At 73.6% G+C, this 16,772-nt stretch carries 19 protein-coding genes and 2 tRNA genes; 11 read left to right on the top strand and 10 right to left on the bottom strand.

Translation table 11 applies throughout. The features are described from left to right. Nucleotides 1-20 precede the first annotated feature (20 nt). The 5 genes from AC0QR5_RS08635 to AC0QR5_RS08615 all read left to right on the top strand — a co-directional run bounded on the left by AC0QR5_RS08635 (nucleotide 21) and on the right by AC0QR5_RS08615 (nucleotide 3,071). Nucleotides 21-92: transfer RNA gene (locus tag AC0QR5_RS08635), tRNA-Thr, on the top strand. 70 nt (nucleotides 93-162) lie between these two features. Further along, a tRNA-Met gene (locus AC0QR5_RS08630) sits at nucleotides 163-236 on the top strand. Nucleotides 237-385: 149 nt separating this feature from the next. Beyond that, entirely contained in the window at nucleotides 386-1,765 is a 1,380-nt protein-coding gene (locus tag AC0QR5_RS08625) for an ATPase (protein ID WP_329860677.1), read from the top strand. After that, nucleotides 1,758-2,699, top strand: coding sequence for a DUF2797 domain-containing protein (locus tag AC0QR5_RS08620; protein ID WP_430633505.1), 942 nt, complete (start codon nucleotides 1,758-1,760; stop codon nucleotides 2,697-2,699). The genes AC0QR5_RS08625 and AC0QR5_RS08620 overlap by 8 nt, the downstream gene beginning before the upstream one ends. Before the next feature lie 126 nt (nucleotides 2,700-2,825). Next, complete coding sequence (locus AC0QR5_RS08615; protein WP_329860675.1) at nucleotides 2,826-3,071, top strand: hypothetical protein; 246 nt, start codon at nucleotides 2,826-2,828, stop codon at nucleotides 3,069-3,071. Nucleotides 3,072-3,186: 115 nt separating this feature from the next. Here AC0QR5_RS08615 and AC0QR5_RS08610 read toward each other — a convergent pair whose 3' ends face one another. Both AC0QR5_RS08610 and AC0QR5_RS08605 read right to left on the bottom strand, forming a co-directional pair. Then, the gene (locus AC0QR5_RS08610; protein WP_329860695.1) at nucleotides 3,187-4,866 is read right to left on the bottom strand and encodes a SulP family inorganic anion transporter; all 1,680 of its coding nucleotides are present in this window, start codon (nucleotides 4,864-4,866) and stop codon (nucleotides 3,187-3,189) included. Then, a complete protein-coding gene (locus tag AC0QR5_RS08605) occupies nucleotides 4,863-5,351 on the bottom strand; it encodes a metalloregulator ArsR/SmtB family transcription factor (RefSeq protein WP_329860674.1) in 489 nt (162 codons plus the stop codon). The genes AC0QR5_RS08610 and AC0QR5_RS08605 overlap by 4 nt, the downstream gene beginning before the upstream one ends. 141 nt (nucleotides 5,352-5,492) lie before the next feature. On the opposite strand from AC0QR5_RS08605, the gene AC0QR5_RS08600 reads away from it, so the two are divergent. From AC0QR5_RS08600 to AC0QR5_RS08575, 6 genes are all read left to right on the top strand, one after another. Beyond that, nucleotides 5,493-5,939, top strand: coding sequence for an FAS1-like dehydratase domain-containing protein (locus tag AC0QR5_RS08600; RefSeq protein ID WP_329860673.1), 447 nt, complete (start codon nucleotides 5,493-5,495; stop codon nucleotides 5,937-5,939). Nucleotides 5,940-5,942: 3 nt separating this feature from the next. After that, nucleotides 5,943-6,389, top strand: a complete 447-nt coding sequence (locus tag AC0QR5_RS08595; RefSeq protein ID WP_329860672.1) for a MaoC family dehydratase — start codon at nucleotides 5,943-5,945, stop codon at nucleotides 6,387-6,389. 44 nt (nucleotides 6,390-6,433) lie between these two features. Next, the gene (locus AC0QR5_RS08590; RefSeq protein WP_329860670.1) at nucleotides 6,434-7,666 is read left to right on the top strand and encodes an MFS transporter; all 1,233 of its coding nucleotides are present in this window, start codon (nucleotides 6,434-6,436) and stop codon (nucleotides 7,664-7,666) included. Continuing rightward, complete coding sequence (locus AC0QR5_RS08585; protein ID WP_329860669.1) at nucleotides 7,663-8,742, top strand: UDP-N-acetylmuramate dehydrogenase; 1,080 nt, start codon at nucleotides 7,663-7,665, stop codon at nucleotides 8,740-8,742. The genes AC0QR5_RS08590 and AC0QR5_RS08585 overlap by 4 nt, the downstream gene beginning before the upstream one ends. A 211-nt stretch (nucleotides 8,743-8,953) precedes the next feature. Then, nucleotides 8,954-9,721 carry a DNA glycosylase AlkZ-like family protein gene (locus AC0QR5_RS08580; RefSeq protein WP_475372455.1) on the top strand — a complete coding sequence of 256 codons (768 nt, stop codon included), beginning with the start codon at nucleotides 8,954-8,956 and terminating at the stop codon, nucleotides 9,719-9,721. A gap of 133 nt (nucleotides 9,722-9,854) precedes the next feature. Beyond that, nucleotides 9,855-10,046, top strand: coding sequence for a hypothetical protein (locus tag AC0QR5_RS08575; RefSeq protein WP_329860668.1), 192 nt, complete (start codon nucleotides 9,855-9,857; stop codon nucleotides 10,044-10,046). Nucleotides 10,047-10,174: 128 nt separating this feature from the next. Here AC0QR5_RS08575 and asd read toward each other — a convergent pair whose 3' ends face one another. The 8 genes from asd to AC0QR5_RS08535 all read right to left on the bottom strand — a co-directional run bounded on the left by asd (nucleotide 10,175) and on the right by AC0QR5_RS08535 (nucleotide 16,707). Next, nucleotides 10,175-11,257, bottom strand: a complete 1,083-nt coding sequence (gene asd / locus AC0QR5_RS08570; RefSeq protein WP_475372518.1) for an aspartate-semialdehyde dehydrogenase — start codon at nucleotides 11,255-11,257, stop codon at nucleotides 10,175-10,177. A gap of 191 nt (nucleotides 11,258-11,448) precedes the next feature. Continuing rightward, on the bottom strand, nucleotides 11,449-11,706 hold the full coding sequence (locus tag AC0QR5_RS08565; RefSeq protein WP_329860666.1) for an NF038396 family protein: 258 nt from the start codon (nucleotides 11,704-11,706) through the stop codon (nucleotides 11,449-11,451). After that, complete coding sequence (locus AC0QR5_RS08560) at nucleotides 11,703-12,290, bottom strand: dihydrofolate reductase (protein ID WP_329860665.1); 588 nt, start codon at nucleotides 12,288-12,290, stop codon at nucleotides 11,703-11,705. Before AC0QR5_RS08560 ends, AC0QR5_RS08565 begins: the two co-directional genes overlap by 4 nt. Then, complete coding sequence (locus tag AC0QR5_RS08555) at nucleotides 12,287-13,090, bottom strand: thymidylate synthase (protein ID WP_329860664.1); 804 nt, start codon at nucleotides 13,088-13,090, stop codon at nucleotides 12,287-12,289. The genes AC0QR5_RS08560 and AC0QR5_RS08555 overlap by 4 nt, the downstream gene beginning before the upstream one ends. A 60-nt stretch (nucleotides 13,091-13,150) precedes the next feature. Further along, nucleotides 13,151-13,897, bottom strand: a complete 747-nt coding sequence (locus tag AC0QR5_RS08550) for a DUF1648 domain-containing protein (protein WP_329860663.1) — start codon at nucleotides 13,895-13,897, stop codon at nucleotides 13,151-13,153. Nucleotides 13,898-13,906: 9 nt separating this feature from the next. Then, the gene (locus tag AC0QR5_RS08545) at nucleotides 13,907-14,335 is read right to left on the bottom strand and encodes a GntR family transcriptional regulator (protein WP_329860661.1); all 429 of its coding nucleotides are present in this window, start codon (nucleotides 14,333-14,335) and stop codon (nucleotides 13,907-13,909) included. After that, complete coding sequence (locus AC0QR5_RS08540; RefSeq protein WP_329860659.1) at nucleotides 14,335-16,260, bottom strand: hypothetical protein; 1,926 nt, start codon at nucleotides 16,258-16,260, stop codon at nucleotides 14,335-14,337. The genes AC0QR5_RS08545 and AC0QR5_RS08540 overlap by 1 nt, the downstream gene beginning before the upstream one ends. Nucleotides 16,261-16,380: 120 nt before the next feature. Continuing rightward, entirely contained in the window at nucleotides 16,381-16,707 is a 327-nt protein-coding gene (locus AC0QR5_RS08535; RefSeq protein ID WP_329860658.1) for a GNAT family N-acetyltransferase, read from the bottom strand. Nucleotides 16,708-16,772 lie beyond the last annotated feature (65 nt).

Genomic DNA, 16,772 nt, shown 5'->3' with positions numbered 1-16,772 from the left:
TGGTAGAGTTTTTCTCCGTTGCCCCCCTAGCTCAGTGGTAGAGCGCAGTCTTGGTAAGACTGAGGTCACGGGATCGATTCCCGTGGGGGGCTCTGAATGGAAGGCCCGCGTCCGTGTCGCCTCGCAAGAGAGCCCGACGCGGGGCGGGCCCTTTCCATTCGTGGCGGTGTAGCTCAGCTGGTTAGAGCGCACGACTCATAATCGTGAGGTCCCGGGATCGAGTCCCGGCACCGCTACCGAACAAGGATCCCCGGCCCCGTGCCGGGGATCCTTTGCGTTGGAGGCTGCCCGGCGGGCCTTCTGCCGGCGCTTCAGCGCCTAAGCTGGTGCAGGTGTGTGCCGCGCATCGAACGACGTGTGTTGACTGCTGGAGGGAACAGGACTGATGGCCGTGGGGGAACCGAGCCGGGAATTTCCGACGCGGGCGGAGCTGCGGCGCGCGCGCCAGGCCGCCGAGGAGGAGCGTCGGGCCGCGGAGGCCGCCGAGCGGCTGCGGCAGGCCCGGACGGCCGTCGCACCCGATCCGGAGGCAGTCGACGAGTTCGACGACGTCGCTGAGAGCCGCCCCGAGGACGGCGACCTCGAGCCCCAGGGCCGGGTCGTCCCCGCCGACGCCGACACGGCGGCCGGGGCTCCGCTCGAGTCTGCGATCGAGCCGCCCGCCGCGCAGCGGCAGCCCGACGACGACGCCGCACGGCCGCCCGCCGCGGACCCCGTGCCGTCCGCGCCCGCACCCGCGGGCACGACCGGTCCGGCCGCGCCCGCCGCCGACACCCTGGGCAGCCCCGAGGCCCGGCGCCGGGCACTGCGCGAGCTGAACCCGGCGTTGACCGAGCGCGAGACGTTCCTGCGCCAGGGCGACGACGTCGACCTGCCGCCGGAGCAGGGGCTGCGCGGCGTGCTGGCCCGTCTCGGCTTCGACGTCAAGCCCTCCGAGCGCGAGCGCCAGCAGCGCACGTGGAGGCGCCAGGTCGGGGCCCGCCTGGACCGGCCGCGCACCATCTCGGTGGTCAACGGCAAGGGCGGCGCCAATAAGACGCCGACGGCGGTCCTCCTCGCGGCCGCGTTCGGCCGCAACCTGGGCCAGCCGGTGCTCGCGTGGGACAACAACGGCACCCGCGGAACCCTGGGCTGGCGCACCGTCCAGGGCGGGCACGAGGCGCATGCGATGGACCTGCTGGCCTCCGCCTCCGAGCTCGCGCACGCCCCGGCCGGCGAGCAGCGCATGGACGGGTTCGTCCACTACCAGACGGAGGACCGCTTCAGCGTGCTGCGGACGGACCCTACGCTGTTGGCGTCGGAGCAGCACCTGACCGCCAAGGACTTCGACGTCCTCCATGCCGCCGTCTCCAACTACTTCGCCCTCACGGTGATCGACTCCGGAAACGACGAGTCGGCGGAGCGCTGGATGCGGATGATCGACCACACGGACCAGCTCGTCATCGCGAGCACCACGGTGGAGGAGCACGCGGAGGCCGGTGCCCTGCTGCTCGAGGCGCTCGCTCAGCGCGGCGGGCACTACGCGGAGCTGGCCCGCAACGCCGTCGTGGTCGTGAGCCAGCACGAGCAGCGCGGCAGCCGGGAGCAGCTGGGCCGGATCGCCTACGGCTTCCGCCGGCTCGCCCGGGCGGTCGTCACGGTGCCGTACGACCCGTCGCTCGTGAAGGGCCAGATCCGCTTCGAGGCGCTGCGCCCGGCCACGCGCCACGCGTGGCTCGAGGCCGCGGCCGCCGTCTCCTCCGGGCTCAACGGGCCGCGTGTCTGAGCAGCTGCTCTGCGCCGGCCTCTCGTGGCCGGCGCAGGACGGCGCGCCGCGCCTCGCCCTGTCCGGGGCGGACGGCACCGACCACTCCGTCGTGCTCGAGCCCGGCACGCGGCTCGCCTTCACGGTGGGGCCGGGCCGCTGGTGCCTCGGCCACACGAGCGTCGAGTCCCGCACCGAGCGCACGCACCACCCCTGTCCGACGGGCGCGGCGGCGGAGCGCGGCACCCAGTGCGGCCCGTGCTTCGGCCGCGATCAGACCCGGCTCATCCATGATTTCCACCGTTCGGGCCAGGCCCCGCCGGGGCTGCGCGACTACCTCATGCAGCCGCATTGGCTCTACGTCGCCGGCTTCGCCCACGGCGCGGCGAAGGTCGGGACGGCGGCCGCGCCGGGCAAGTGGCGCCGCCTCGCCGAGCAGGGCGCCGTCGTGGCCAGCTACGTGGCGCTCGCCGCCGACGGGCGCACGGTGCGGGTCCTCGAGGACGCGGTCACGCGGGAGTGCGGGCTCGGCCAGGCGGTGCGCGCCGCGGGCAAGGCGGCGGGGCTCGCCTCGGCCGCCGGGGCGGAGTACGACGCCGGGGCGCTGGCCGCCGCGCACCGCGAGAGGACCGCACGGGTCCGGGAGTTCCTGGCCGGCGTCCTCGCCGACGCGGGCATCGAGGCGGCGCCGTTCGACGAGGACTGGATCCTGCCGTCGGCCGCGGAACCCGTCGTGGCGGCGTGGGGCGCGGGGCGACAGCACGCCTATCCGCACCGCCTCGACGGCGGGACCCACGGTTTCACGGTCACCGGCGTCATCGGCCAGGGCCTCCAACTCGGTCTCGACGGCCTGGCGGCGCCGTTCGTCGCGGACGCCTCCGTGCTCAAGGGCCGGCGCATCTCCTGGACGCGGGCCGCGAGCGAGGCCCCGGCCGTGCAGGACTCCCTTTTCTAGCCCGCGAGTCCAGAACGCCCGCTCTGGTCTGCAGATCCTGAGGGCCCGGGGCCGTGGTGCACTGCAGGATCTGCAGACCAGACCAGGAGCGCGGGGCCGGCGCCGCGCGCCGATAGGATGGACGGCATGATCTCGACCCCGTGGGACGCCGCCTCCCCGCTGTACAAGAAGCTCGTCGTGGCCTCCATGTCCCTGTCGCTGCTGGGGATCGTCCTGGCCGTCGTGGGCGCGGCCGGCGGGAACCGCTCCCTCATGTACACCGCCGTCGGGATCCTGCTGACCGGCGTGGTCCTGCACGTCGTCGGGCTCGTGGTCCGCGGCCGCGATGTGAAGACCTTCCGCAGGGACAACCCGCCCACGCCCCGGCGTTAGGCGGTCCGGCGGCGGAAGCGGGCGCCTGGCCGCCCCGCAGTTGAGTGGCCGCCTCCGTGGCGCGGGGCGAGAAGACGGCGCCCGGCCGCCCCGGCGTCGTGTCCGTCCGGAACTCCTACGCGTCCCCGCCCTCCCGCGCTTCCGCGTTGCGCCGCACGTGCGAGCGCGCGTGCTCGATCGCGGGCGGCAGCTCGTCGAAGCGGTGCTTGTAGTGGCGCAGGGCCCGCACGACGCCTACCGTGTCCGCGAGCCGCACGTGCTCGGGTTTGATCCCCTTGATGAGTACGGTGATCCCGCGCCGCTCCAGGATGCCGATGATCTCGGCGAGCGTGTGGGCACCCGTCGCGTCCAGCATCCGCAGGTGGGACAGCCGCAGCACCACGACTTCGACGCCGCGCACGCTGGAGATCTCCTGCAGGATCCGCTCGGCGGCGCCGAAGAACATCGAGCCCTCGAGCCGGAAGACCGCGATCCTCTCATCCCCGGGCACAGGTTCCCCGCCGATCTCCTCCCGTGCGACGCCCGAGAGCCGCGCCACGGAGCGCAGCGCGAAGAACGCGGCGACGAGGACGCCGATCTGGATCGCCTCGATGAGGTCGAATGCCACCGTGATGAACGCGGTCACCACGAAGAGGGCGGCGTCGGCGCGCGAGGAGCGCAGGATGGAGGCGGCCGTGTGCCGGGAGACCATGCGGGTCGCGGTGACCATGAGGATCCCGGCGAGCGCGGCGAGCGGGATCCTGGACACGAGCGGCGCGGCGGCGTAGACGACGACGAGCAGCAACGCGTGCACGATCGCCGAGGCGCGGGTCCTCGCGCCGCTGCGGACGTTGACGGCCGTGCGGGCGATCGCCCCGGTGGCCGGCATGCCGCCGAAGAGCCCCGAGGCGATCGAGGCGAGGCCCTGGCCGGCGAGCTCGCGGTCGGGATCGTACGGGCCCGTCGTGGCACCGGAGGGGCCGGCGAGGCCTGCGGCGACGCGGGCGGAGAGCAGCGATTCGATCGCGGCGAGCGCGGCGATCGCGAGGGCGGGACCGGCGAGCTCGGAGAGCAGTTGCGAAGTGACGGCGGGAAGGCCCGGGGCGGGCAGGGAGTCCGGGAGCGCTCCGATGCGGGCCACCGGCAGGGCGGCGGCCTCCGCGACGAGGGTGGCCAGGACGACGGCGATCAGGCTCGCCGGGAGCGCGGGGTGCAGGCGGGGGAGCAGCAGCATGACGGCGGCGACGCCGACCACGAGCGCGAGCCCCAGTCCGGCCTCCGGCCACTGCGCGCCGGCGACCGCGTGCCACGCGGCGACGGCCATGTTCTGCCCCGCCTCAACCTGCGTGCCGGTGGCGAGCGGGACCTGCTGCAGGAAGATGATGGCGCCGATGCCGAGCGTGAAGCCCTCCACGACGGGCCAGGGAATGAACGCGACGGCGCGGCCGAGCCGGCTCAGCCCCAGCGCGAGGACGACGAGGCCGGCCATGAGGCTCAGCAGGGCCACGCTCGAGGCCCCGTGCACGGCGACGATCGGGGCGAGGATGACGGCCATCGCGCCCGTGGGGCCGGAGACCTGGACGTGGGAGCCGCCGAACACGGCCGCGACGATCCCGGCGACGACGGCCGTGACGAGCCCGGCCGCGGCGCCGACGCCGGAGGAGACGCCGAAGGCGAGCGCGAGCGGCAGTGCGACGATGCCGACCGTGAGGCCGGCGGCGACATCGGGCCGCCAGGAGGTGCCCAGCTCCGCGTAGTCGTCGCGCCGCGGCAGGAAGCGGCCCGCGTAGGACGCCGCAGCCCCCGCCCAGCTCATCGCGCGGACCCCGCCGGCCGGGGGCCGGCCGCGTCCGCCGGCCACGCCCTGCCGGTCTCCGCAGCCCCCGTTCTCCGGGCCGCGCCGGCCCCCGGAGCCGGGGCTCCGGCGTCATGCCCTCCTGGGAGCTCCGGGGCGCCCAGGAGGGCCGCGGCCCGCTCCGCCTCCTCCGCCTCGAGGGAGTCCAGGAGGAAGCGGCGGGCGATCGCCAGCAGCTCGGCGACCCCGGGATGGGCCAGCGCGTAGTGCACGTGGCTGCCGCGGCGCTCCGAGACCACGACGCGGTGGCGGCGGAGGACGCGCAGGTGCTGGGAGAGGTGGCTCGGCTCGATCTCGATGCGCTCGAGGAGCTCCGAGACCGTGAGCGTTCCGGCCGGATCGGCGCTCAGGAGCTCGAGCGCGCGGATGCGGGCCGGGTGGGCGAGCGCCTTGAAGAGGTTGGCCTTGACCTCGTACAACGGGGCCTGGCCGGGGGCGAGCTTCATCGGGTTCCCTTCGCGGTATGACGAATTCATCATATGGCACGCGGCGGGGCGGTCAACGCGGGCCGTCGCGGCTAGGGGACAGGCGGGGCGGTGGCCTAGGGTTGGAGGCAGGCCCACCACCGAAGAATCCCGAGGACCGCCATGAGCATCAATCCCGCCCTGAAGGGGCGCAGCTACCCGGCCGGCGAGCCGTACGTCGTCGGACGCGAGAAGATCCGCGAGTTCGCGGCCGCCGTCAAGGCGACCCACCCGGCCCACAGCGACCCGGCCGCGGCCGCCGCGCTCGGCCACGCCGACGTCGTCGCCCCGCCGACCTTCGCCGTCATCATCGCCCAGCGCGCCGACGCGCAGCTCATCGAGGACCCGGAGTCCGGGATCGACTTCTCCCGCGTGGTCCACGCCGACCAGCGCTTCACCCACCACCGCCCCATCGTCGCCGGTGACGAGCTCGTCACCGAGCTGCACGTCGACCAGGTCCGCGCCATGGGCGGCGGGGCCATGATCACGACCCGCGCCGAGATCGCCACGACCGCCGGCGAGCCCGTGGCCACCACGGTGTCCTCGCTGCTCGTGCGGGGAGAGGACTAGGACATGACCGCCATCGACTTCTCCACCCTCGAGGCCGGTCAGGGCATCGGCGAGGCCGTCGTCGCCGTGAACCGCGCCGACCTGGTCCGCTACGCCGGGGCGAGCGGCGACTTCAATCCCATCCACTGGAACGGGCGCTTCGCCGAACAGGTCGGCCTCCCCGGCGTCATCGCCCACGGCATGTTCACGATGGGCGCCGCCGTGCAGCTCGTCGTCGACTGGTGCGGGGACCCGGCCGCCGTCGTCGACTACCAGACGCGCTTCACCAAGCCCGTCGTCGTCGAGGACCCGGACGGCAGCAATCCCGCGGACGCCCCGGGCACCGAGATCACCGTCTCCGGCGCCATCGGGGCGCTCGACGCCGAGGCCCGCACCGCCCGGGTGGACCTCACCGTGACCGCCGGGGGGCAGAAGGTGCTGGTCAAGGCGCAGGCCGTGGTGCGGTTCTGACCTCCAGAAGCGATGCGGCCGTCGTGGCGTGGCGCAACGGCGTCATGTCCGCGTATTTCGCCTCCGGAATCGTCGTCTCGACGCTCGTCTCGCGCCTGCCCACGGTGCGCGACGACCTGGGCCTCAGCCACGGCGAGGTGGGCCTGCTGCTGCTCTGCCTGACGCTGGGATCCTTCATCACGGTCTCCCTGTCCGGGTTGATCGTGCTGCGCCTGGGCTCCGGAAACGCCATCAAGTACGGTGCCACCCTGGTGGGGGCGGCCCTGCTCCTGGCCGGTTTCGGCTCCACCGTGCTGAACAGCGTGCCCGTCACCGGCACAGCGCTCGCGCTCCTCGGGGCCGGCACGGCCGTGTGGAACGTCGCGTCCAACGTGCAGGGAGCGGCCATGGAGGCCGCGCTCGGCCGCGTCGTCATGCCCGTGCTGCACGGCTTCTTCAGCGTCGGCACGGTCGTCGGCGCCGGGATCGGGGCGGCGTGTGCCGCACTGCTCCTGCCCGTCGGCTGGCACTTCAGCGCCTCAGGCCTCGGCGTCGTCGCCCTCGTCTGGTGGGCCTCGCGGACCTTCCGCCCGGACGCCCGCCCGGGAACGGCCCCGGCGCCCCAGACCGTCTCGACCCACACGGGAGCCCTCGAGATCGTCGCCCCGCCGGTCACGAGCACCTCCAGCACGGGGGCCTCCGTCGGCGGCCGCGCCGCCATGGGGCGCGCGTGGCGCGAGGGCCGGACCGTGCTCCTGGGCATCATGGTCCTCGGCATGGCGCTCGCCGAGGGCGCCGCGGGCGACTGGGTGGCCCTCGCCCTCGCTGACGGCTACGGCACCGCGGATTCGGTCGGCGCGCTCGGCTACGGCGTCTTCGTGACCGCCATGATGACCGCCCGGCTGCTCGGCGGCCGCGTGATCGAGCGCCTGGGGCGCGTCGCCGTCATGCGGCTGAGCGCCGTCACCGCGTTCGCCGGCCTCCTGCTCTTCGTCTTCGGCCCCACGGTCGCGGTCGGCTTCGCGGGCCTCGCGTTGTGGGGCCTCGGTGTGGCGCTGACCTTCCCGGTGGCCATGACGGCGGCGGCCGACGACCCCCGCCACGCCGCGGCCCGCGTCTCCGTCGTCTCGACGCTCGGCTATGGAGCGTTCCTGTGCGGGCCGCCGCTCCTGGGGCTGCTCGCGGACCAGATCGGCCTGCTCAACGCCCTGCTGCTGCCCGCGGTGCTCGTCGTGGTGTCCTTCACCATCGCCGGCGCGGCCCGTCCGGCCGCGGCTGCCAGTAGGCTGGAGCGGTGACCCAGACGCTGCTTTCCGAACTCACCACCAACGCGGTCGGCGGCCCGGCCGACCGGCTCGTCGAGGCCTCCACGCGCGAGGAGATCACCGCCGTCGTGCAGGAAGCGGACGCCTCCGGGACGCCCCTGCTGATCGTCGGCGGCGGCTCCAACCTGGTGGTCGACGACGCGGGCTTCGCCGGGACCGTCCTGCGGATCACGAGTCGGGGGATCACCGTCGACGACGACTCCGCGGCCTGCGCCGGAGCGGTCGTCACCGTCGAGGCCGGCCACCCGTGGGACGAAGTCGTCCAGCACACGCTCTCCCGCGGCCTGACGGGCCTCGAGGCCCTCTCCGGCATCCCCGGGTCCACGGGCGCCACGCCCGTGCAGAACGTCGGAGCCTACGGCGCCGACGTCTCCCAGACCATCTCCCGCGTCACGACGTGGGACCGCGAGGCCGGGCGCGTGAAGTCCTTCGCCGCGGCGGACCTCGGCTTCGGCTACCGCGACTCGCTGCTCAAGCGCACCACGGTCAACGGCTCGCCCCGCTACGTGGTCCTCGCCGTGTCCTTCCAGCTCACGCTCGGCGAGCTGGGCGCGCCGCTGGCCTACGCCGAGCTCGCCCGGGCGCTCGGCCGCGCGCCGGGGGAGCGGGCCCCGGCCGTCGACGTGCGGCGGGAGGTTCTGCGCCTGCGGGCCGGCAAGGGCATGGTCCTCGACCCCGCGGACCGCGACACGTTCAGCAGCGGCTCCTTCTTCACCAACCCCGTCGTCGACGCCGCCGCGGCCGGAACCCTGCCCGACGACGCCCCCCGGTATCCGGCCGGCGGCGACGGCCTCGTCAAGCTCTCCGCGGCCTGGCTGATCGACCGCGCCGGCTTCCCCAAGGGCTTCGGGCTTCCGGGCACGCCGGGCGAGGACCTCGCCGGCGGACGGGCATCGCTGTCCACGAAGCACACGCTCGCCGTGACCAACCGCGGGGGCGCCGGCGCCTCCGATCTGCTCGCCGTGGCCCGCGCGGTCCGCGACGGCGTCAGCGAGCGGTTCGGGATCGAGCTGCACAGCGAGTCGCTGCTCATCAACTGCGCCTTGTAGGCGGGGGACGCAGCCGTGGACGCCCGCGAGCCCGGACCGCACGGCATCGCCCGCGCCCGGCTGGGCGCCCAGGGGCTGCTGCCCGGCTTCGGCCGGCAGGACGACGCCGCGGCGACGGACCGCGTCGACGCGCTCCTGGACGTCACGGCCGCCCGCATGGGAGGCCGCCGCGGCCGCTCGGCACCGGCAGCTGGGCATCGCGGAAGGCGACGTGTCCGGCATCGTACCCCTGGCCCTGCGCACGGCCGCCGGCGGGGCGACGCGCGCGGCACTCTTCGCGGCGTCCGAGGATGCCGGGCAGGCGACCGGGGCCCAGCGCGGCGTACACCTGCTGTTCCTGTTGTGCGCCCGCAGGATCCTGATCCAGGGGCCGCCGGCGCCGGGGACGGGGCACGCGCAGCTGTTCGTGCCGTACCGCGAGTGGGTCCCCGGGGCCGCCCGGAGCCCGGGCGCCGTTGATCCGGGCGCCGTGGACCCGCACGACGCCGGGGCCGCGCTCCCCGGACCCGCCCGCCTGGCGCTGGACTACTTCCGCAGCCACGGGCCGGCCACCGAACGGGACCTCGCGTGGTGGCTGGGGTTGCCGCTCGGGACCGTGCGGGCGATGATCGCGGAGGCCGCGCCCCTGCTGGCGTGCCGGCGATGGGACGGCACCGACTACTGGATGGATCCCCGGACCGCCCAGACGCTGCGCGCGGATCCGAACGGTCCGGGAGCCCGTTCGGTCCTGGCGCTGCCCGGTTTCGACGAGCTGCTGCTGGGCTACCGGGACCGCGGCGCCGTGCTCGATCCGGTCCATGCCGATCGCGTGGTGCCGGGCGGGAACGGGGTGTTCAAGCGCGTGGTCGTCGCGGGCGGCCGGGCCGTGGCGACCTGGGCCCCCGGCGCCGCCGAGCCGTTCCCGGGGGAGTGGGGGACGGCGCGGGCACGGGCCTTCGAAGCGAGGATGCGCGAGCACCGAAGGTTCCTCGAGGGGTAGGGCCGCGGTTCCCCGAGCGATGGGCCTGCCGGCCGTTGCCCGCTGTAGGGCACCACCGCCGGGCGGTAACGTCTCGGCGTCGGGCGCGGGCACATCGTGGACTTTCCGGTGGGGGCGGGAGCAAGATGGGGTCATGGAACATTCGACCAGTCTTGAACACGCGCTTGACTTGGCGGAAGCCAACCTCAAGGAGGCCAAGCGGCTCCTGGACCACGGCAAGAAGGCCCACGCCGCGGGCGACATCGACGACGCCCGGCTCGAGCAGCTGCAACGGCTCTTCGACACCGCGGCCGAGGACGTCCTGCGGGTCCGCCGGGAGAACTGAGGGCCCCAGCGCCGATCGAGCTCGGGGCGGGCGCCCATCCAGCGCCCGCGAGGGGTCGCGCAGGCGGCCGTCCGTGCGTCAGGCGGGGCCCCGGCGTCGTCCTCGGTGCGTGGCCTTCCGGAGGAGCGCTAGAGGCGGCCGAGCGCGATCAGCAGCATGCGGCGCAGCGGTTCCGCCGCACCCCAGAGGAGCTGGTCGCCGACCGTGAAGGCGGAGATGTACTCGGGGCCCATCTCGAGCTTGCGGATGCGGCCGACGGGGATGTCCAGGGTTCCGGACGCGGCGACCGGCGTGAGGGCGTCGACGGTCGCGTCCTTGGTGTTCGGGACGACCTTAGCCCACTCGTTGTCCGCGGCCAGGAGGCGCTCGATCTCCTCGCCGGAGAGGTCTTCCTTCAACTTCAGTGTCAACGCCTGCGAGTGGGACCGCATGGCGCCGATCCGGACGCACAGCCCGTCCATGACGACCCGGTCGCCGTTGGAGGTGCCGAGGATCTTGTTGGTCTCCACCCCGGCTTTCCATTCCTCCTTGGACTGGCCGTTGCCGAGGTCCGCGTCGATCCACGGGATGAGCGATCCGGCCAGCGGCACGCCGAACTGGGTGGCGTCGAGCCCGCCGCGCTGGGCGGCCAGGACCTTGCGGTCGATCTCCAGGATCGCCGACGCCGGATCGGAGAGGTCGTCTGCGACGTGGGCGTTGATGTCGCCGAACTGGGTCAGCAGCTCGCGCATGTGGCGGGCGCCGCCACCGGAGGCCGCCTGGTAGGTCATGGCGGTGCCCCACTCGACCAGCCCGTTGCGGAACAGTCCGCCGAGGCCCATGAGCATGCAGGACACCGTGCAGTTGCCGCCGACGAAGTCGCGGGTGCCGTTCGCCAGGCCGGTGTCGATCACGTCGCGGTTGACGGGATCCAGCACGATGATCGAGTCGTCGTTCATGCGCAGCGCGGAGGCGGCGTCGATCCAGAGTCCGTCCCAGCCGGCCGCGCGGAGCCTCGGGTGGACGGCCTTGGTGTAGTCCCCGCCCTGCGCGGTCACGATGATCGGCAGCTTGGCGAGCTCGTCGACGTCGTAGGCGTCCTTGAGTGGTCCGGCGCCCTCGGCGAACGACGGCGCAGGGCCGCCCGCGTTGGACGTGGAGAAGAACACGGGGTCGATGCCGGCGAAATCGCCCTCGTCCTGCAGTCGGTGCATCAGGACGGAGCCGACCATGCCGCGATAGCCGACGAAGCCAACGGAGGAAGTCATGCCTTCCATGGTAGGGCTGACCGCTGACGCTTCGCAGTCGGTTACGTCACCGGCAGGGCCGGCGCTGGAAACATCCAGCACCGGCCCCTGGGATCACCCTCGGGTCGAAGAGCCGCGCGTCAGTCGCGCAGCCCGCTTCGGCCTGCAGGTCCTCGTCAGCTGTCGACGCCGCGTTCGCGTCCCTCCCGTTCGGCGTCCAGGGCCTTGCGCCGCTGGCTGATCGCCCAGAACGCCCCCAGGACGAACACCTGGGTCACGAGGAGGAGGACCACCAATCCGCCGACGCGCTGGCCGGTGAGGATCATCCACAGCCCCAACGCCGCGAAGACCAGCGCGACCACCGGGAACAGCATGTAGCCGATCAGGAACAACAGCTCGGGACGGGCGGACAGCGCCTTCAAGGCATCCTTCACAGGGTCTTCTCCCAGAGTTCGATTCGGTATTCCAACGCGGTCTTGGACGTCAGCCACCCGTCGTCGGGATCCGCGAGGGTGCGCTTCCATCCGTCCCCGAGCCGGGGGGCCGTCGTGTCGCCGGGGATTTCGGCATTGATCACGGTGACCACGATGGTGTCGGCCAACGGCTCGAAGGTGGCGTAGACCTGGCCGCCGCCGCAGACCCAGATCTCGTCCGATCCCTCGGCGGCCCGGGCGGCGTCGAGTGCCGCTTCGGGGGAGCCGACGACGATGCCGCCCGCTTCCCGCACCTCGGCCGCGGTGGACTCGTCGGACGTCAGCACGATGTTCGTCCGGCCGGCGAAGGGGCGGAAGCGGGGCGGGATCGACTCCCAGGTCCGACGCCCCATGATGACCGGGTGGCCGAGCGTGGTGCGCTTGAAGTGGGCCATGTCCTCCGGCAGGGACCACGGCATGGTCCCGGCGTCGCCGATCACGCCGTCCCCCGCCTGGGCCCAGATCATGCCGATGCGGGCGCGCCCGGACGAGCCGTCCGGCGTCGTCCCCGCATCACGGCCCTGGGCCGAGTGTGCCCCGCTCATACGGCCACCGGGGCCTTGATGGTGGGGTGGTGCTGGTAGCCGAGGACCTCGAAGTCCTCGAAGGCGTAGTCGAAGATGGACTCGGGAACGCGCTTGATGCGCAGCTGCGGGCCCGCGTACGGCTCGCGGGAGAGCTGCTCGGTGACCTGCTCCACGTGGTTGTCGTAGATGTGTACGTCGCCGCCCGTCCACACGAACTCGCCGACCTCGAGCCCGGTCTGCTGCGCCACCATGTGGGTCAGCAGGGCGTAGGAGGCGATGTTGAAGGGCACGCCGAGGAACATGTCGGCGCTGCGCTGGTACAGCTGGCACGACAGCTTGCCGTCCGCGACGTAGAACTGGAAGAACATGTGGCAGGGGGGCAGGGCCATGTTGGCGATCTCGGCGACGTTCCAGGCCGAGACCAGGTGCCGGCGCGAATCCGGGTTGTCCTTGAGCGACTCGACGACCTGCGCGATCTGGTCGATATGTCCCCCGTCCGGCGTGGGCCAGGAGCGCCACTGGACGCCGTAGACCGGGCCGAGCTCGCCGTCCTCGCCGGCCCATTCGTCCCAGATGGTCACGCCCTGCTCGCGCAGCCAGGCGACGTTCGAATCCCCGCGCAGGAACCACAACAGCTCCACGGCGACGGACTTGAAATGCACGCGCTTGGTCGTGATGAGCGGGAAGGACTCGGACAGGTCGAAGCGGAGCTGACGGCCGAACACGCTGCGTGTCCCGGTGCCCGTGCGGTCCGTCTTCGGGGTGCCGTGGGCCATCACGTCGCGCAGGAGGTCCTCGTAGGGGGTGGCGATAGTCACCGGGCCAGTCTATCGGCGCCGGAGTCGCCTGCCGACGCGGGACGGCCCAGGGCTCGCACGCTATCCCAGCAGGATCGGGAGCAGGACGAGCGGACCCACCGTGAGGAGGAGGAACACGACGACGGCGACGCGCCCCTTCCTATTGCCGACGTTGACGGTCAGCCCGTATCCGGTGCCCTCGCGCTTGGGGACCAGCAGGTGCGGGTCCGACGGATCGTTGTAGAAGACGCCGCCGATCCACTTGCGGTCGTCCTCGACCTCGTCCCCGGTGGGGACCACTCCCGCGTCCCGGGCGGCCCGCTCGGACCAGCGCTCGTAGCGCACGGAGCAGGCCACCACGCCGCCGATGATGGCGAAGGTTCCCAGGAGCAGGGGCCAGGTTGGGACCGTGGCGCCGGGATGCCACGTGGCCCACATCACGACCCCCATGATCATGGCCAGGAAGAGACACGTCCACCCGAGGCCCGCGACCGTGCCACGCAGCATGCCCTCGCGGCGGTAGGCGGTCCACGCGGTGGCATCCTTCGGTGGCGGGCTCATGGCGGGCGCCATGTAGGCGAGCAGGGCCAGCAGGACGGTCAGCCCCACGCCGACGATGAGCGGCCCGAAGACGGTCCCCACCGATTTCTCGCCCCATGCGTCGGCCTCGCCGCCGACCCCGAAGTGCGTCGGGACCGTTTCCGGAAGGCCGTCGTACAGGGAGGCCCCGTAGACAGCGAGCGCGGCGAACACGGCCGTGGCACCGAGGAAGGGCACCCAGGGCCGCCGGCGTCCGGGGGCGAGTTCGGGTCCGGTCGTGGTGCGCATGGTTCCACCCTAGGGGCTCGGCGCGTCGGAGGCGTCGCCGAGCCGCGGTGTCCGCCCGCCGTCCCGCAGCCGGCCGCGCAGGAGCTCGAGCACGGACTCGTCGTCGAGCCCTGCGTTCCGCGCGTGCTCGACGAGTAGTTCGAGGGCGCGTTCGACGCCGGACGGCAGTTCCGTGCCGGGCGCCGCGGGGTGCCGGGCGGCGGTGACGACGGTTCCGAGGCGTCGCCGGGAGGCGATCATCCCGGCGGACTCGAGCTCCTTGTAGGCGCGGTTGACGGTCCCGGGGGCGACGCCGAGGTCGGCGGCGAGGGCACGGACCGTGGGGAGCCGGGCGCCGTCGGACAGCTCGCCGAGGGCGATCATGGAGGCCAGTTGGCGGCGGATCTGCTCGTAGGGCGGGGTGGCGTCGCCGAGGTCCACGGTGACGGTGCGGGACATCAGGGGCGTCCCGCGGCGGGGTTCGTGTGGCTGTCCGCCGCCGCGGCCGGCGAGCCGTGGCGGCCGCCGTCGCTCCGGAGCCCCGGCGGCTCGCCGGCCGGCCACTCCCGGCTCGGCCAGAGGAACGCCGTGGCCGCCGAGGCCAGGAGGACACCACCGGTGAGGTAGGCGATCCGCCGGATCCCGTCCGGCAGTTCCCGGACGTCGGTGATGTGCCACCCCGGCGTGAACCATGCGGCCCAGAAGGCGGCATCCAGGAGGAGCAGCAGCCCGGCGCCGGCGAGCAGGGCGGCGGCCGTCGTACGGAGCGCGCGGTGGATCGTCAGGCGTCGCAGGCGGAGGTCCTGGGCGGCGTCGCCGCGGCCCAGCGGGGCGCGGCTAAACGCGACGGCCGCCGTGGCGGCAGACAGGGCCGCGGCGGCGGTGGCGCCGACGAGCAGGGAGAGGACGACGCCGGAGCGTCCTCCCGCGGCGAGCGTCAGCCCCGAGGCGGCCGCGAGGGCGAGCAGGCCGGCGGCGGCGAAGCCGAGGGGGACCCGCGCGAACCGCCACGTGCGGAGGGCCTGGGCCGGACCGCCACGGGGCGTGTGCCCGCGGCGCACGAGCGCTTCGCCGGCGAGCAGGACGAGCGCGTAGGCCGTGAAGGGCAGCAGGGCAGCGACGAGGTCGGGCGAGATGCCGGCGGCGTGTTCGGGGGCCGGCCCGGCCCAGGCCGCGAGCCCGAGCGGCAGGAGCAGGAAGGCGGCTGCCATCAAGCCCAGTTGGTGCAGCTGCCGGGACAGCCGGGAGGCGGCGGCGAACGTCCCGGGGCGGTCGACGTCGTCGGGCGCCTGCGCCGACGTCCCGGCGCCCGACGCTCCCGAGCCGCGGGCCCCGCCGTCGGAATCCATCTCCCCGGGCCCGCCACCGGGGCCGCGCGAGAGCCGCGGGGCGGACCAGCCGGCCATGAGGAACACGACGACGAGGACGAGGACGGGCAGGAAGGTGTTGACCCAGGCGAGGGGGAGGTCCACCGGGAGCGAGTCGTCCCCCAGACCGCGTACGTAGTCGCCCGGGTAGTAGCCGTGTTCGGCGTGGAAGCGGTCGCGGAAGGCGCCCTGGACGCCGGCGACGCCGTAGGTGACGGCGACCGCAAAGAAGCCCCCGGCCACGAGGACGGCGGTCCGCAGCAGGCGATTGAGGGAAATGGTCCGCAGCGTCGCGTCGTCCCCGGCGGTCAGCGCGCCGAGGGGGCTGCGCCGGGTAACCACGAGGACCGAGACGGCGACGGCGGCCGCGAGGAGGACGAGGCCCAGGAGGAGCCACGGCGCGAACTCCGTGCCGGCCCGGAGGCCGTCCGCGCCGGAATCGATGCCCTCGGAGGTGATCGCGCCCGAGCCGTCGCGCTCGATGAAGCGGCGGGGCGGGACGGGGGAACGGCCGGGCATGGTCCACGCCCAGGCCGTCGCGGCGACGGCGGCGAGCCACACGGTGCCGAACATGGCGGGCAGGAAGCGGGGGAGGAAATCGGCGGGGCGGCGCACCTCGAGGGCGGCCGTGCGGACGCGGCCCGCCGGCCGGGGCCACGTGAACTGCGCGACGACGTAGACGATCCCGAGCCAGAGTCCTGGCGACGCCGCAGCGAGGACGAGCTCGCCGGGGCCCGGCGCGGCCACGGCTTCGATCGTGAACGGCTCGTCGAAGCCGCCGCTGTAGGCCGGCGCCGGCAGGTAGCCCATCTCGGCGAGCCCGGCCGTTCCGGAGGCGAAAAGCGCGATCAGGGCGGTCCAGAACGCGTGGCTGCGTGCGCTGTCCCGTGGGTCGGCGCCGCGCGGCGTCCTGGCCCGGTAGCGGAGGAACGCGTAGAGCAGGGCCACCCCCAGTGCGATCCCGAAGGCCGCGTTGGCGAGCTCGTCGAGGCGCAGTCCCTGTGCATCGGTGTTCATCGGGGCCCCTTGTAGTCCGTTCGTCGCGGGCGTGGCGCCTGCTGGGCGCCGCGGTGCCGCGATGGCTTTGTCTCAATGTATCAATTCATTGAGACAAAGTGGAAGGGGTCGACGCCGGGGTCAGCCCGCGACGAGGTCGTCGTACTCCGGGTAGCGGCGCAGGTAGTCCTGGACGTAGCTGCACTCCGGGACGATCCGCTCGCCGTCGGCCCGGAGCCCATCGAGCACGAGAGTCACGAGGGCCCGCGCATAGCCGCGCCGGCTGTACGCCTCGTTGATGATGGTGTGCTGCAGGGTCAGCACGCCGTCCTCGCCTCGCGCATAGCCGAGGAAGCCGACGTAGGTGGGCCCGTGCCACAGGGCATAGCGCCCCCGGTCCGGATCGTGCTCCAGGCGCAGCCCTTCGTGGACGATCTTCTCCGGCTGCCCGGCACCCGTGGCGCTCATCTGGTGTCCCTTTCGTCGCTGGCCGGGCTCGACGTCGAGGCCGGCCGTTCCACCTCGAGCCTAGC

The organism is Arthrobacter sp. J156, from assembly GCF_056172865.1.
Note: the sequence above shows the minus strand (reverse complement) of the source record. Positions and strands in the feature narration are given on the sequence as shown.

What these genes read in the sequence shown, in the direction of transcription:
- AC0QR5_RS08575 (WP_329860668.1), top strand. Translation starts at nt 9,855, where the DNA reads ATGGAACATTCGACCAGTCTTGAACACGCGCTTGACTTGGCGGAAGCC.
- AC0QR5_RS08610 (WP_329860695.1), bottom strand. Translation starts at nt 4,866, where the DNA reads ATGAGCTGGGCGGGGGCTGCGGCGTCCTACGCGGGCCGCTTCCTGCCG.
- AC0QR5_RS08560 (WP_329860665.1), bottom strand. Translation starts at nt 12,290, where the DNA reads ATGAGCGGGGCACACTCGGCCCAGGGCCGTGATGCGGGGACGACGCCG.
- AC0QR5_RS08550 (WP_329860663.1), bottom strand. Translation starts at nt 13,897, where the DNA reads ATGCGCACCACGACCGGACCCGAACTCGCCCCCGGACGCCGGCGGCCC.
- AC0QR5_RS08535 (WP_329860658.1), bottom strand. Translation starts at nt 16,707, where the DNA reads ATGAGCGCCACGGGTGCCGGGCAGCCGGAGAAGATCGTCCACGAAGGG.
- AC0QR5_RS08605 (WP_329860674.1), bottom strand. Translation starts at nt 5,351, where the DNA reads ATGAAGCTCGCCCCCGGCCAGGCCCCGTTGTACGAGGTCAAGGCCAAC.
- AC0QR5_RS08540 (WP_329860659.1), bottom strand. Translation starts at nt 16,260, where the DNA reads ATGAACACCGATGCACAGGGACTGCGCCTCGACGAGCTCGCCAACGCG.
- AC0QR5_RS08625 (WP_329860677.1), top strand. Translation starts at nt 386, where the DNA reads ATGGCCGTGGGGGAACCGAGCCGGGAATTTCCGACGCGGGCGGAGCTG.
- AC0QR5_RS08600 (WP_329860673.1), top strand. Translation starts at nt 5,493, where the DNA reads ATGAGCATCAATCCCGCCCTGAAGGGGCGCAGCTACCCGGCCGGCGAG.
- AC0QR5_RS08615 (WP_329860675.1), top strand. Translation starts at nt 2,826, where the DNA reads ATGATCTCGACCCCGTGGGACGCCGCCTCCCCGCTGTACAAGAAGCTC.
- AC0QR5_RS08595 (WP_329860672.1), top strand. Translation starts at nt 5,943, where the DNA reads ATGACCGCCATCGACTTCTCCACCCTCGAGGCCGGTCAGGGCATCGGC.
- AC0QR5_RS08590 (WP_329860670.1), top strand. Translation starts at nt 6,434, where the DNA reads ATGTCCGCGTATTTCGCCTCCGGAATCGTCGTCTCGACGCTCGTCTCG.
- asd (WP_475372518.1), bottom strand. Translation starts at nt 11,257, where the DNA reads ATGGTCGGCTCCGTCCTGATGCACCGACTGCAGGACGAGGGCGATTTC.
- AC0QR5_RS08545 (WP_329860661.1), bottom strand. Translation starts at nt 14,335, where the DNA reads ATGTCCCGCACCGTCACCGTGGACCTCGGCGACGCCACCCCGCCCTAC.